The sequence below is a fragment of the Amycolatopsis sp. NPDC101161 genome (assembly GCF_044768185.1).
Taxonomy (GTDB): Bacteria; Actinomycetota; Actinomycetes; order Mycobacteriales; family Pseudonocardiaceae; genus Amycolatopsis.
The window spans coordinates 1,529,187-1,541,599 of the sequence record NZ_JBIWPI010000002.1; the positions used below are offsets into that span (position 1 = coordinate 1,529,187).

Consider the following 12,413-nt stretch of genomic DNA (forward strand, 5'->3'; position numbering starts at 1 on the left):
AATCCCCCTCTGGGCTCAGGCGTTGCGGAACGGGTCGGCCGCGGCCTGGTCGATCTCGTGGTACCGGGACATCGCCGTGACGATGCCCTCCTCGGCGGCGGTGTACTGGTCGAGCAGGTTCTGCAGCGCGGCGGCGTAGGAGTCGTTCCCCCCGTCCGCGCGCTGGACGAACTTGGCCGCCATCGCGTTGCCGACCGGGTTGTCCCCGAGCTTCGGCGGCTGCGCGAGCGTGCCCGCGCCGCTGAGCAGGGCCTCGACCGCGTCCTTGCCGGTGCGGATCTTGTTCAGCACGGTCTGCGCGGCGTCGGGGTCGATCCCGACCTGACCCGCCGCGGCCGCGGCCTTGAAGGCGTTCGCGTCGGCAGCGCTGCTGTTCCCCATCTGAGCTCTCTCCCGTTCCCCCGACCCGGTCACCGCGGGCACGAATGGTCTTCGCATAGGTTAACGCACGTGATCAGAGCGTATGACGCGATCTCGGGCCGTGGGGTTCCGCAAATTCGGTAGTTGCGGTGAACGGTCGGTGAACTCCGCCGGTGGACTACGACGTGTAGACCTTCGGGTCCAGCGTCCCGATGTACGGCAGGTCCCGGTAGCGCTCGGCGTAGTCGAGGCCGTAGCCGACGACGAACTCGTTCGGGATGTCGAAGCCGATGTACTTCACCGGGACGTCCACCTTGACCGCTTCCGGCTTGCGCAGCAGCGAAACGACCTCGAGCGACGCGGGGTTGCGGCTCGCGAGGTTCTTCAGCAGCCACGACAGCGTCAGGCCGGAGTCGACGATGTCCTCGACGATCAGCACGTCCCGGCCCGCGATGTCGCGGTCGAGGTCCTTGAGGATCCGCACGACGCCGGACGACGACGTCGCCGAGCCGTACGAGGAGACGGCCATGAATTCCAGCTGCGTCGGCAGCGGCAGCGCGCGGGCGAAGTCGGTCATGAACATGACCGCGCCCTTCAGGACGCCCACCAGCAGGAGTTCGCCCTGCCCGTTGGGCGGGTAGTCGGCGGCGATCTGCGCCGACAGCTCCGCGATCTTGTCCTGGATCTGCTGCTCGGTGACGAGCACGGAGGCGATTTCGCCCTCGTACACGGGTCATTCCCCTCGGGTGGTGGGTTGGGAGACGACGCTGAGCCTGCCACGCGCCCGCCGAGCCTCCAAGTTGCCGGGCAACCAGACACCGCCCTGACCACGCCACCGGGCGACCAGGTCGTCGACCGCCCGCAGGTGCGCGTCGGTGAGCTCGCGCACACCCGATTGCAGCAACCACCTGCGGATAACCCGCCGCCGCAACGCCGCGGGCTCGGCCCCGAGGACGCCTGCGTCCAGCCCTTCGGCTCCGCCCGCGCGGGTGAAGATCATGTCCGCCACTGTGTCCAGCGCCTCACTGTCCTCACGCAGCTGCGCGGCCGTGCGGGCGAGTGCGCCGGCGACCCCGCCGTTGAGGACGTCTTCCAGCAACGGCAGGACTTCGGCGCGCAACCGGACGCGGGTGAAGCGCGGTTCGGCGTTGTGCGGGTCCTCCCAGGGCTCGACGCCGAGCTCGGCGCAGGCGGCCCGGGTGGTGGCCCGCGGGACGGCGAGCAGCGGGCGGCCCCACGGCGGGTCGTGCGGGCGCATCCCGGCCAGGCTGCGCGGGCCGGAGCCGCGGCCGAGCCCGAGCAGGACGGTTTCGGCCTGGTCGTCGAGGGTGTGGCCGAGCAGGACGAGGTCGTGGCCGGCCAGCGCGCGGTAGCGGGCCTTGCGCGCGGCGGCTTCCGGACCGCCGGGGCCGGTGACGTCGGCCCGGCGCACCTCGGCTTCGTCGGCGCCCAGCGACTTCGCCGCCGCGGCCGCGTCGAGCGCGATCTTCGCCGAGCCCTCCTGCAGGCCGTGGTCGACGACCAGCGCGCGGACGCGGTGGCCGCGGTGGTGCCCGACGTACGCCGTGGCCTCGCACAGCGCGAGGGAGTCGGCGCCGCCGGAGACCGCGACGCAGAGTTCGGCGGGCGCGTCGGCCGCGTCCAGGAAGGCGCGGACGGCCCGGCGGACGGCCGCGACCGCCGGCCCGGTCATCCGTGCAGGCGCCGGACCCACGCGGCCGGGTCGGCGATCTCGGCGCGCGAGGGCAGGGTGTTCGGCGAGCGCCAGACGGCGTTGAAGCCTTCCATGCCGACGGCGTCCACGACGTGCTTCGTGAACTTCGCGCCTTCTTCGTACTGACGGATCTTCGCGTCGACGCCGAGCAGCGCGCGCAGCAGCCGGTCGAAGACACCGCCGCCCTTGCGCCGGGCGGTGAACCGCGCGCGGATCGTGTCGACGCTCGGGACGACCTGCGGGCCGACGGCGTCCATCACGAAGTCGGCGTGGCCTTCCAGCAGCGTCGAGAGCGCCAGCAGCCGGTCGAAGACCGCGCGTTCCTTCGGCCCTTGGAGCAGCTCGGCGAGGTTCAGCTTCGGCCCCTGCTTGATCGCCTCGGGCAGCCGTCCGACGAGGTCGGCGAGGCTGTCGGAGCCGCCGCCCGCGAGCCCGGCGACGAGCCGTTCGACCTCGTCGGCGAAGTAGTCGCGCAGCCAGCGGACCGCGGTGAACTGGAGGCGGTGGGTGCATTCGTGCAGGCAGACCCAGAGCCGGAAGTCGCGGCCGGGGACGTCCATCGCGCGCTCGGCGGCGACGACGTTCGGCGCGACGAGCAGCAGCTGCCCTTCCTTGTCCGGGCCGCCGAACGGGTCGTACTGGCCGAGCACGCGGCTGGCCAGGAAGGCGAGCACCAGCCCGGTCTGCACGCCGGCGCCGCCGGCGAGGATCGGCCCGAACGGACCGCCTTGCCGCGGCAGCGCGCGCCCGGTGAGCGCGTCGAGCCCGCCGGCCGCCGAGCGCACCCAGCCGGGCCGGTCGACGACCTCGCCGGGCAGCAGCGGCAGGTCGAGGCCCAGGTTCGTCAGCTCCCGGACGTGCCCTTCGGCTTCGATGGTCAGCTCACGCAGATCGGTGACGGCCGCTTCGGCCTCTTCGCGCGGAACCTGCGGGCCGCCGCGCACGAGCAGGGCGCCCGTCTGCGCGGCGAGCGCCCAGTCGACCATGGACCGGGTGTCGGTTTCCTGACTCACCCTTCCGACGCTACCTGCCCGGTGTGGGTTTCCGGCCACGATCTTCGTACGGTTCGGCGTCCGAGGGGGGCACGGCTACGAGCACCCGCACTTGCGCAGGCTCGTCGCGAGGGCACGGTGCGCTGCAGCCGCACCGCGCGGGCCAGCGGGACCGAGCGCGCCCGCTACGAGCACCCACACTCGTAGAAGCTCAACGAGCGCACGGTGACCGGCCGCGCGTCACACGGCTCAGCATCCGGCGCCCCGCGCAGCCTTATGGCGCCGGAACGGCAGGCCGCAGCCGCACCGCGACCACCGCGTCCGCGGCTACGAGCACCCGCACTTGCGCAGGCTCGTCGCGAGGGCGTCGATCGCGTCCCGGCCCGGTTGCTGGTCCGAGCCGTTCGACATGAACGCGAACACCAGGACCCGCCCGTCCTGGTCCAGGACCAGCCCGGCGAGCGCGTTGACGCCGGTCAGCGTGCCCGTCTTGGCCCGCACCCAGCCGCGGCCGGCCTGCGACGCCGGTGTCTCGAACCGCTTGTCCGCGAGCGTGCCGGAACCGCCCGCCACCGGGAGGCCGGCCAGCATCGCGCGCAGCTTGCCGGTGTTCGGGTTCTTGCCCTCCGGTGCCGCCGCGGCCGCCATCAGCTGGGTCAGCAGCTTCGCCGGGATCTTGTTCTCCGTCGAGATGCCGCTGCCGTCGGACAGCTTGACGCCGGTGGTGTCGAAGCCGTGGTCCTTGAGCACCTTGATGGTCGCCGCCGCACCGCCGGCGAATGTCGCCTCCTGGCCCGTCGCCAGCGCGACCTGCCGGGCGAGCGCCTCGGCGAGGACGTCGTCGGACAGCTCCATCGTGTCCGAGACCAGCTCGGTCAGCGGCGCCGACTTGACCTCGGCGAGGACCTTCGCGTCCTTCGGCGCGGTCGCCTGGCCGCCCGGCGACGCGCTGAGCTTCGACGCGATCGTCGACGCCAGCGCGCTGCCCGCGTTGGGCACGCGCTGCGAGGTGTTGTTCTTCGGGTCCAGGCGCCCGGCGTCGGCCATCACCGAGCCGATCTGGGTGGCGAACGTCGACGGCGCGTCGCCCGCGGCCCAGCCGGGCGCGGTCGTCGCGCCCTTGAACAGGCTCAGGTCGACCTGCACCTTCTTGACGCTCGGGTTGGCCTTCTTCACCTGCGCGACGAGGTCGTCGACGTGCGCGGCGCCCGGGTACAGCGGCGACTCGGTGCCCAGCGGCAGCGAGGTCAGGGTGACGTCGCCGCCGCCGACCAGGATCACCGTGCCCGGGTCGGCGCCCTGGACGATCTTCGTCGACAGCCGCGTGTTCGGGTCCAGCGCCAGCAGCGCGGCCGCCGTCGTGAGCACCTTCGTCGTCGACGCGGGGGTCACCGCAGTCGACGCGCTGTGGTCCCACAGCGTCGTGCCGGTCACCGGGTCGACGACGCTGCCGTTGAGCTGGCCGAGCGCGCTGTTCCCCGCCGGGCCGGCCAGCGCGGACTTGACGCCGTTCGCGCTCGGCGCCTGCCCGGCCGTGTCCGGTCCCCGCAACTGCCGCGTCGCGGCGGCCGGGTCCGGGCTGTCGCCCTTCGGCGCGTTCGGCGCCCACGGCAGGCCGAGCCGGTTCGACACCTTCGGCATCGCGGCGGCGACCCCGCCGCCGGCCAGCAGCAGCACGACGACCGCGACGATGGCGATGATCTTGCCCTTGCGGCGCTTCTTCGGCGGCTCCTGCGCGGCCGCGGGCTCGGCTGGGGGCGGTGGCTCCGCGGGCGGCTCGGTGCGGGGCTGGGGCTGCTGCTGGAAGGCCCCGGGGAACTGGGTGGGCCGCTCGATCCCGACGGTCGCCTCGGCGTCGAACCGCTGCCCGTCCGGCTCGATCCGCATCGGCCGGGCCAGCGACCCGGCGGACGCCGACGGGACGACCCCGCGCGGCGGCTCCGGCGGCAGCCCGGCCCGCCGTTCGGCCGGCTCGGCGGTGCGCTCCGGCGCCTCGGCGGTGCGGTTCTCCGGCTCGTCGAGGCGCTGCGCCCAGGGCGCGTCGGACCGCTGCTGCGGGGGCTCCTGGCGACGCTGGGCCTCCCCGCGTTTCAGCTGCTCTTCGCGGCGCTGCTGCTCCTCGCGCCAGAGCTGGAGCTCCTCGCGCCACGGCTGCGCTTCGGCCTTCTCGGACCGCGGCTCGTCGTGCCGGTCCCGCTGCTCGGCGGGCCAGACGTTGCGCTCCACCGGCACCACCGGCGTCTTCTGCGGCGCCATCTGCTGGGTGCTCTGGGTGTCCGCGGGCTTCGGCTCGGCCTCGATGTACTGGGTGCTCTCGGCCTTCTTGACCTCGATGAACTGGGTGCTCTCCGCGACCGGCGCCGGCTCGGGCTCCGGCTTGGACTCCGGCTTCGGGTCGGACTCCGGCTTCGGGTCGGACTCCGGCTTCGGGTCGGACTCCGGCTTCGGCTTCGGTTCGCGGGACCCGAGCCGGTCGGCGAGGTCCTGCTTCGCGGCGGGCGGCGAGGGCGGCGGCTCCTCCGCGGGCGCGTTCAGGCCCGGGACCGGTTCAGGCGCGACGTTCGGCGCGAACCACGATCCCTTCGGCGGCTCACTGCCTGTGACCTTCGGCACGCCGGGCCCGTCCGGAGCGCTCGCCGGCGGGTCGGGCAGCGCCATCGGCGTGGTCTCCCGCGCACCGGACGACGAGCCGTCTTCGTCCGACGACGGCCACATCGGCTGGTCGTTTTCCGGCACCCACCACTCCTTCTCACCTGCCCCGGAAGGGGCCAAGCTCACATGCCCCGGGGCCGACATCGATGCGACCCCGACGCAGGGCGTAGTCCACACTAGGAGACGTCAAGACAGTCATGAAGGTTGCCGCCCGCGACGCGTGGCATGCCGAGACCTATGAAGAAGCAGTGAGGACAGGCGTGGAGTTCGACGTCACGATCGAAATCCCCAAAGGGGAGCGCAACAAGTACGAGGTCGACCACAAGACCGGCCGCATCAAGCTGGACCGGACCCTGTTCACGGCCACGCAGTACCCGGCCGACTACGGCTTCATCGACGACACCCTCGGCCAGGACGGCGACCCGCTGGACGTGATGGTGCTCGTCCAGGAGCCCACCTTCCCGGGCTGCCTGATCCGCTGCCGCGCGATCGGCATGTTCCGGATGACCGACGAGAAGGGCCCGGACGACAAGGTCATCGCGGTCCCGTCGAACGACCCGCGCCTCGAGCACCTGCGCGACATCCACCACATGAACGAGTTCCACCGGCTGGAGATCCAGCACTTCTTCGAGGTCTACAAGGACCTCGAGCCCGGCAAGAGCGTCGAAGGCTCGTCCTGGGTCGGCCGCACCGAGGCCGAGAACGAGATCGCCCGCTCGTACGAGCGCGAGACCGACCGCCTGGCGAAGGAAAAAGCCGACGGCGGCCACTGACGGCGTGAAAAAGGCCCCCTCGGGATTCCCGAGGGGGCCTTTTTCACGCCGTCAGTGCGCCAAGGCGAGGGCCGGAGCGGCGTCCGACTCGGCCTCCGCGCGCTGCTCCATCGCCGACTTGTCCGAGAGCGGCTTCTCCTTGAGGAACCACACCAGGACGAACCCGACGGTCAGCACGATCCCGCCGACCAGGAACACCGTGCTCATCGACTCGGCGAAGCCCTGCAGGATCGGCCGGGCCAGCGTCGGGTCGAGCGTGGACAGGAACGACGTGTCGTTGACGTCCAGCCCGCCCTTCATCTGCTGCGCGAACTCCGGGTGCTGCGCCAGCGCCGTCACGTAGGCCGGCGTGGTCATCGCCGAGCGGATGGCGTTCGCGATCCGGTCGCCGACCGTGCCGAACAGGATCGACAGGAACACCGCGGTGCCCGCCGTGCCGCCGATCTGCCGGAAGAACGTCGCCGCCGAGGTGGCGACACCGATGTCCTGCGGGCGGACGTCGTTGGTCGCGGCCAGCACCAGCGTCTGCATCGAGGCGCCGAGGCCGAGGCCGATCACGAAGGCGATGACCATGACCAGCGCCAGCGAAGTGTCGACGGTGATCGTGGACAGCGCGAACAGCGCCGCCGCCATCAGGCCGATCCCGGCCACCGCGAACATCTTGTAGCGCCCGGTCTTCGAGATGAGCCGGCCGCTGGTCAGGCTCGCGGACATGATGCCCAGCGTCAGCGGCAGCATCTGCAGGCCGGCCTGGGTCGGCGTCGCGCCCTTGACGATCTGCAGGTAGAGCGGCAGCGACATCATCGCGCCGAACATCCCGGCGCCCTGCACGACGGTGACGAGCGTCGACATCCGGAACACGGGCCGCTTGAACAGGCGCAGCGGCAGCAGGGCGGCGTCGCCCATCCGGCGTTCGATCCAGACGAACGCGGCCACGCCCAGCCCGCCGACGACGTACATGGCGATCGAAGCGGCGGAGCCCCAGCCCCACTCGCGGCCCTGCTCGGCGACGATCAGCAGCGGCACCAGGCCGGTGGCCAGCGCGACGGCACCCCAGTAGTCGACCTTCTGGTCCACGCGGGTGTGCGGGAGGTTCAGCACCTTGGTGACGACGACCAGCGCGGCGAGCGCGATCGGGACGTTGACCAGGAAGACCCAGCGCCAGCCGGTGATGCCGGCGAAGGTGTCGATGCCGGCGAAGAACCCGCCGACGACCGGCCCGGCGACGCTCGAGATGCCGAACACCGCCATGAAGTAACCCTGGTACTTGCTGCGCTCACGCGGCGCGGTGATGTCGGTGATGATCGCCAGCGCCAGGGACATCAGGCCACCGGCGCCGAGGCCCTGGAAGGCGCGGAACGCGGCGAGCTCGTACATCGACGTCGCCATGCCACTGGCCAGCGAACCGACCAGGAACAGCGAAATCGCCGTCAGGTACATGGGCTTGCGGCCGTAGAGGTCGGACAGCTTGCCGTAGAGCGGCGTCGAGAGCGTCGCGGTGATGAGGTACGCGGTGGTGGCCCAGGCCTGCAGGGACAGGCCGTGGAGCTCGTCGGCGATGGTGCGCATCGAGCTGGACACGATGGTCTGGTCGAGCGCGGCGAGGAACATGCCGAGCATCAGCCCGGACAGGACGGTCAGGATCTGGCGGTGGGACAGTTTGCCGTTCGTAGCGGCTGCTCCTTCCGCCGTGGTGGTGTCGCTCATGGTGGGTCTCCCTCAGCCTTCGTGGTAGTTGCTTGTACCCGTCAACTACTTGTCTCAGCCAAGTATTCCCAGAGAGCTTGCATCGTGCAATCAAATTTTCTGTGAGCCGCGTCTCCAGGCCCCGGACGCGCGGAAGGCCACCTCCGACCTGCGGAGATGGCCTTCAGCGAACGAAGATCAGGCCGAGTAGCCCGGGATCGGGAACGGCGCCAGGAACTCGCGGATCTCCGCGGCGATGGTGTCCAGCGCGGCCTCGTCGGACGCGGCCGCCGCGGTGATCGTGCGGTCGATCCACGCCGCCACCTCGACCTGGTGCTCCGGCCGCAGCCCGCGGGTCGTGATCGCGGACGTGCCGAGGCGGATGCCGGACGGGTCGAACGGCTTGCGCGGGTCGAACGGCACGGTGTTGTAGTTCAGCTCGATGCCCGCGCGGTCCAAGGCCTGCGCGGCCGGCTTGCCCGCCACGCCCTTGTTCGTCAGGTCGATGAGCAGCAGGTGGTTGTCGGTGCCGCCGGACACGAGGTCGTAACCGCAGGCGAGCAACGCGTCGGCCAGCGAGCGGGCGTTCGCGACGACCGTGTGCGCGTAGTCGCTGAACGACGGCTGCTGCGCCTCCCCGAGCGCGACCGCGATCGCCGCGGTCGTGTGGTTGTGCGGGCCGCCCTGCAGGCCCGGGAACACCGCCTTGTCGACGGCCTTCGCGTGGTCGGCGTCGGACAGGATCATCGCGCCGCGCGGGCCGCGCAGCGTCTTGTGCGTCGTCGTCGTGATGACCTGCGCGTGCCCGACCGGCGACGGGTGCGCGCCGCCCGCGATCAGCCCGGCGATGTGCGCGATGTCGGCGACGAGCACCGCGTCGACCTCGCGCGCGATCTCCGCGAACGCCGGGAAGTCGATCGTGCGCGGGATCGCCGTGCCGCCGGCGAAGATCAGCTTCGGCCGGTGCTGGCGCGCGAGGTCGCGTACCTGGTCGAGGTCGACGCGGCCGGTCTCCTTCGCGACGCCGTAGCGCACGGGGTTGAACCACTTGCCCGTCGCGGAGACGCTCCAGCCGTGCGTGAGGTGGCCGCCGTCCGGCAGCGCCATCCCGAGCACGGTGTCGCCCGGCTGCGCGAAGGCCAGGTAGACGGCCAGGTTCGCCGGAGACCCGGAGTACGGCTGGACGTTCGCGTGGTCGGCGCCGAACACGGCCTTCGCGCGCTCGATGGCCAGCTGCTCGATCTGGTCGATGAACTGCTGGCCCTCGTAGTAGCGCTTGCCCGCGTACCCCTCGGAGTACTTGTTGGTGAGCACGGTGCCGGTCGCCTCGAGCACGGCCTGCGAGACGTAGTTCTCCGACGCGATCAGGCGGATCTTGTCGTGCTGGCGCTTCGCTTCGTCCTCGACGAGCCCGGCGATGGCGGGGTCGGCGGCGGCGAGTGCGTTCAGTTTCGGCTGGTGTGTCATGGCGTACTCCGGCTCTGGAGTGGCCTTCACCCAGGCGCGCGGTGCCGGCCTCGTGGTTCGCTTCCCGGTGGTGCTCCACCTCGATGGCGCCAGTCGCTGCTGCGCGTAAGAGCCTAGTCCACCGCGCTCGAGCCTCGGCGGTGTTCGGCGCACCACTTGCGGGTGCACCCCGAAGTGCGGTCGCAGAACGGCCGGCCGCAGGTCGCGCACCGCTTGACCCGCCGCCAGCCGCCGACCGTGACGAGTTCGGCAAGCCCCGCGGCACCGGCCGCCAGCTCGCTTTCGCCGGCTCGCGGCGTCACGTAGACGATCCGCCAGGCCGCGCCCGTGTCGACGAGCCGCGGCCGCGCCCCGGCCTCCGCCAGCACGGCGTTGAGGCGGCGCGCGGCCGCGGGTTCGTCAGGCAGCTGTGCGACGATCCCGCACAGCTGCGGGTTTCCCTTGCGCAGCAACCGTTCCGCCACCCCGAGCTCGGGGTCCAGCGCGCGGAACGGCGGCACGACCGCGTGCTTGCGCACCTCAGTCGACGACCACGACGCCCATGGACCGGGCCGTGCCCGCGATCGTGCGCATCGCCATCTCGACGTCCGAGGTGTTGAGGTCCGGCAGCTTGCGCTCGGCGATCTCACGCAGCTGGTCCGTGGTGATCTTCCCCGCGACCTCGTGCCCGGGCCGCGAAGAACCCTTGTCCCCCAGCGCTTTCTTGATTAGGAACGACGTCGGGGGCGTCTTGAGCCGCAGCGCGAACGAGCGGTCCTCGAACACCGAGACGACCACCGGCACGATGTCGCCGCGCTGGGCCGCCGTCGCCGCGTCGTAGGCCTTCTTGATCTCGACGAGGTTGACCCCGGTCTGCCCCAGCATCTTGCCGAGGTCGACGACCGGGGCGTTGCCCGCGCTGAGTTCGAGGGTGACCTGGTGGGTGAGTTTCTTCGGAGCCATGCCCCGAAGCTAGAGTCTCCAGTTACTGGAGGGTCAACTTCAATCCAGGGGCTCGATGCCGGCCTTGTGACGCTTCGCCAAGTCCTGGTAGACGGGCGCGTTGTGCTCGACCCACAGCCGCGCGGAGTCGGTCAGCGGGACGAACTTCTTCGCCGGGCTGCCCATCGCGACGACCTCGGACGGCACCTCGGTACCCGGCGTCACCGTGGCGCCGGCCGCGACCAGGGTCCGCGCGCCGATCTTGGCGTCGTCCAGGACGGTCGAGCCGTTGCCGATCAGGGCCTGCTCGCCGACGGTGCAGTCGTGCACCAGGCACTGGTGGCCGACGGTGGCGTTCTTGCCGATCTCGCACACCTTGCCGATGTTGACGTGCACGACCGAGTTGTCCTGGATGTTGGCGCCCTCGCGGACGATGATCTTGCCGAAGTCGGCGCGCAGCACGGCGCCGTACCAGACCGAGGCGTCCTTCTCGACGACGACGTCGCCGATGAGGGTGGCGGTGGGGGCGATGAAGGCGTCCGGGTGGACCTGCGGGCTGCGCCCTTCGAACGAGAACTGAGGCATGCCCAGACCCTAAACCGCCCCACCCGCCTCAGCCCGTGATCGCCGCGTTGATCAGGATGTCGACGGCCTGGTCGTTGCGGGTGGTCTGCGGCACGATCTGGGTGTCCCGCGGGTAGAAGCCGGGGCTGCTGCCCTTCGGGTACATCTCGAAGGTGAAGCTCCAGATCTTGTGCGTCGCCCACATCCAGTCGTTGACGCTGCCGTCGGTGATGTAGAGGTCGCTGGACTGCTCCGGCGTGTAGCCGTTGGTCGCCGCCATCTGCTTGCCGAGCGTCTGGAACTTCTGCGCCTCGGCCGCGGTCAGGCCCGGCGCGGTGTCGGCGTAGGTGTAGCCGAATGGCCAGAGCACCAGCTCGGAGTAGGTGTGGAAGTCGATGTGCGTCTTGATCTGCTGGACGCCGCCGACGACCCGCGAGTTCACCCAGTTCGAGACGGCCCGGGTCTCGGGCGCGGAGAACGCCGCCGTGCCGCGGTAGGTCTCGCTGGACGTCGAGCCCGAGGAACCGCCGCAGCAGCCCCACTTGTAGCCCCAGTTGCGGTTGGTGTCGGTGCCGGGGCCCTGGCGGTTCTTGCGCCAGCTGTGGAACGTGCCGCCGGAGATGTCGTACTCGGAGCCGTCCGGGTTGACGCTCGGGATGACCCAGATCTCCGTGCTGTCGACGAGTCGCTTGATCGCCGGATCCGTCGCGTACCCGCTGGTCAGCCGCTGGACGATGTGCAGGCACATCTCGGTGGTGAGGTGCTCGCGCGCGTGCTGGTTGCAGGTGAAGAGCACCTCGGGCTCGTTCTCGTCCGTCGCGGCGTTGTCGGAGATCTTGATCAGCGACAGCGCGCGGCCTTCGTACGAAGTCCCGGCGCTGCCCAGCTTCGTCAGCGACGGGTAGTTCGCGACGGCTTTCTGCAGCTCGGTCTGGGTTTCGGCGTAGGTGTGGTAGCCGGTGTAGCCGGCCGGGAAGTCCTCGACGGTCGCCGAGCTCTGCGGCCGGTTGACCGCGCCGAGCGCCTTGACGCCGAAGCCGAGCGCGCGCAGCTGGGCGGCTTCGCCCGGGTTGGCGATGACGGTCGTCGTCGCGCCTTCGACGTCGAGGATGTCGGCGCCGGTCCTCGCGACCTCGGTGCGCTGCTGGGCCGTGCCGGTGCCGGTCACCTCGTAGACCTGGGGTCCGGTGGGCTGGGCGGCACCGGCCTGACCGCCGGTGGTGAGCATCAAGAGGGCGGCCGCGGCCGCCGCCAGGCACGTTCGTGGGCGCATAGCGTCTCCTG

Annotated in this window: 12 protein-coding genes; 1 reads left to right on the forward strand and 11 read right to left on the reverse strand. The window is 71.1% G+C overall.

The features are described 5' to 3' along the window. Nucleotides 1-15: 15 nt before the first annotated feature. From ACIRSS_RS18535 to dacB, 5 genes are all read right to left on the reverse strand, one after another. Nucleotides 16-381: a hypothetical protein gene (locus ACIRSS_RS18535; protein WP_086671412.1), complete on the reverse strand. Its 366-nt coding sequence runs from the start codon at nt 379-381 to the stop codon at nt 16-18. A 157-nt stretch (nt 382-538) separates the two neighbouring features. Next, a complete protein-coding gene (hpt, locus tag ACIRSS_RS18540; protein WP_400896300.1) occupies nt 539-1,090 on the reverse strand; it encodes a hypoxanthine phosphoribosyltransferase in 552 nt (183 codons plus the stop codon). Between the two features lie 3 nt (nt 1,091-1,093). Next, nucleotides 1,094-2,053: a tRNA lysidine(34) synthetase TilS gene (gene tilS, locus ACIRSS_RS18545; RefSeq protein WP_400896302.1), complete on the reverse strand. Its 960-nt coding sequence runs from the start codon at nt 2,051-2,053 to the stop codon at nt 1,094-1,096. Continuing rightward, on the reverse strand, nt 2,050-3,060 hold the full coding sequence (locus ACIRSS_RS18550) for a zinc-dependent metalloprotease (RefSeq protein ID WP_400897536.1): 1,011 nt from the start codon (nt 3,058-3,060) through the stop codon (nt 2,050-2,052). The genes tilS and ACIRSS_RS18550 overlap by 4 nt, the downstream gene beginning before the upstream one ends. Before the next feature lie 333 nt (nt 3,061-3,393). Next, nucleotides 3,394-5,802 carry a D-alanyl-D-alanine carboxypeptidase/D-alanyl-D-alanine-endopeptidase gene (gene dacB / locus ACIRSS_RS18555; RefSeq protein WP_400896304.1) on the reverse strand — a complete coding sequence of 803 codons (2,409 nt, stop codon included), beginning with the start codon at nt 5,800-5,802 and terminating at the stop codon, nt 3,394-3,396. Between the two features lie 176 nt (nt 5,803-5,978). Between dacB and ACIRSS_RS18560 the strand changes: the two genes are divergently transcribed. After that, nucleotides 5,979-6,491, forward strand: coding sequence for an inorganic diphosphatase (locus tag ACIRSS_RS18560; protein ID WP_400897538.1), 513 nt, complete (start codon nt 5,979-5,981; stop codon nt 6,489-6,491). 51 nt (nt 6,492-6,542) lie between these two features. Here the strand turns inward: ACIRSS_RS18560 and ACIRSS_RS18565 are convergent, their stop codons facing one another. The 6 genes from ACIRSS_RS18565 to ACIRSS_RS18590 form a co-directional block, all read right to left on the reverse strand. After that, nucleotides 6,543-8,198, reverse strand: coding sequence for an MDR family MFS transporter (locus tag ACIRSS_RS18565; RefSeq protein ID WP_400896306.1), 1,656 nt, complete (start codon nt 8,196-8,198; stop codon nt 6,543-6,545). A 177-nt stretch (nt 8,199-8,375) separates the two neighbouring features. After that, the gene (gene glyA, locus ACIRSS_RS18570; RefSeq protein ID WP_400896308.1) at nt 8,376-9,644 is read right to left on the reverse strand and encodes a serine hydroxymethyltransferase; all 1,269 of its coding nucleotides are present in this window, start codon (nt 9,642-9,644) and stop codon (nt 8,376-8,378) included. A 113-nt stretch (nt 9,645-9,757) separates the two neighbouring features. Continuing rightward, entirely contained in the window at nt 9,758-10,162 is a 405-nt protein-coding gene (locus ACIRSS_RS18575) for a hypothetical protein (protein WP_400896310.1), read from the reverse strand. Nucleotide 10,163: 1 nt separating this feature from the next. After that, nucleotides 10,164-10,586: a 50S ribosomal protein L11 gene (rplK, locus tag ACIRSS_RS18580; RefSeq protein WP_400896312.1), complete on the reverse strand. Its 423-nt coding sequence runs from the start codon at nt 10,584-10,586 to the stop codon at nt 10,164-10,166. Nucleotides 10,587-10,625: 39 nt separating this feature from the next. Then, nucleotides 10,626-11,150, reverse strand: coding sequence for a gamma carbonic anhydrase family protein (locus ACIRSS_RS18585; RefSeq protein WP_400896314.1), 525 nt, complete (start codon nt 11,148-11,150; stop codon nt 10,626-10,628). A 28-nt stretch (nt 11,151-11,178) separates the two neighbouring features. After that, nucleotides 11,179-12,384 (reverse strand): M14 family metallopeptidase, encoded by a 1,206-nt coding sequence (locus tag ACIRSS_RS18590; protein WP_400897540.1) that lies wholly within the window; start codon nt 12,382-12,384, stop codon nt 11,179-11,181. Nucleotides 12,385-12,413: the final 29 nt, after the last annotated feature.

Excerpts from the sequence above, each read along its gene's own strand:
- ACIRSS_RS18535 (WP_086671412.1), bottom strand. The coding sequence starts at position 381 with ATGGGGAACAGCAGCGCTGCCGACGCGAACGCCTTCAAGGCCGCGGCC.
- tilS (WP_400896302.1), bottom strand. The coding sequence starts at position 2,053 with ATGACCGGGCCGGCGGTCGCGGCCGTCCGCCGGGCCGTCCGCGCCTTC.
- ACIRSS_RS18550 (WP_400897536.1), bottom strand. The coding sequence starts at position 3,060 with ATGGTCGACTGGGCGCTCGCCGCGCAGACGGGCGCCCTGCTCGTGCGC.
- ACIRSS_RS18565 (WP_400896306.1), bottom strand. The coding sequence starts at position 8,198 with ATGAGCGACACCACCACGGCGGAAGGAGCAGCCGCTACGAACGGCAAA.
- glyA (WP_400896308.1), bottom strand. The coding sequence starts at position 9,644 with ATGACACACCAGCCGAAACTGAACGCACTCGCCGCCGCCGACCCCGCC.
- rplK (WP_400896312.1), bottom strand. The coding sequence starts at position 10,586 with ATGGCTCCGAAGAAACTCACCCACCAGGTCACCCTCGAACTCAGCGCG.
- ACIRSS_RS18585 (WP_400896314.1), bottom strand. The coding sequence starts at position 11,150 with ATGCCTCAGTTCTCGTTCGAAGGGCGCAGCCCGCAGGTCCACCCGGAC.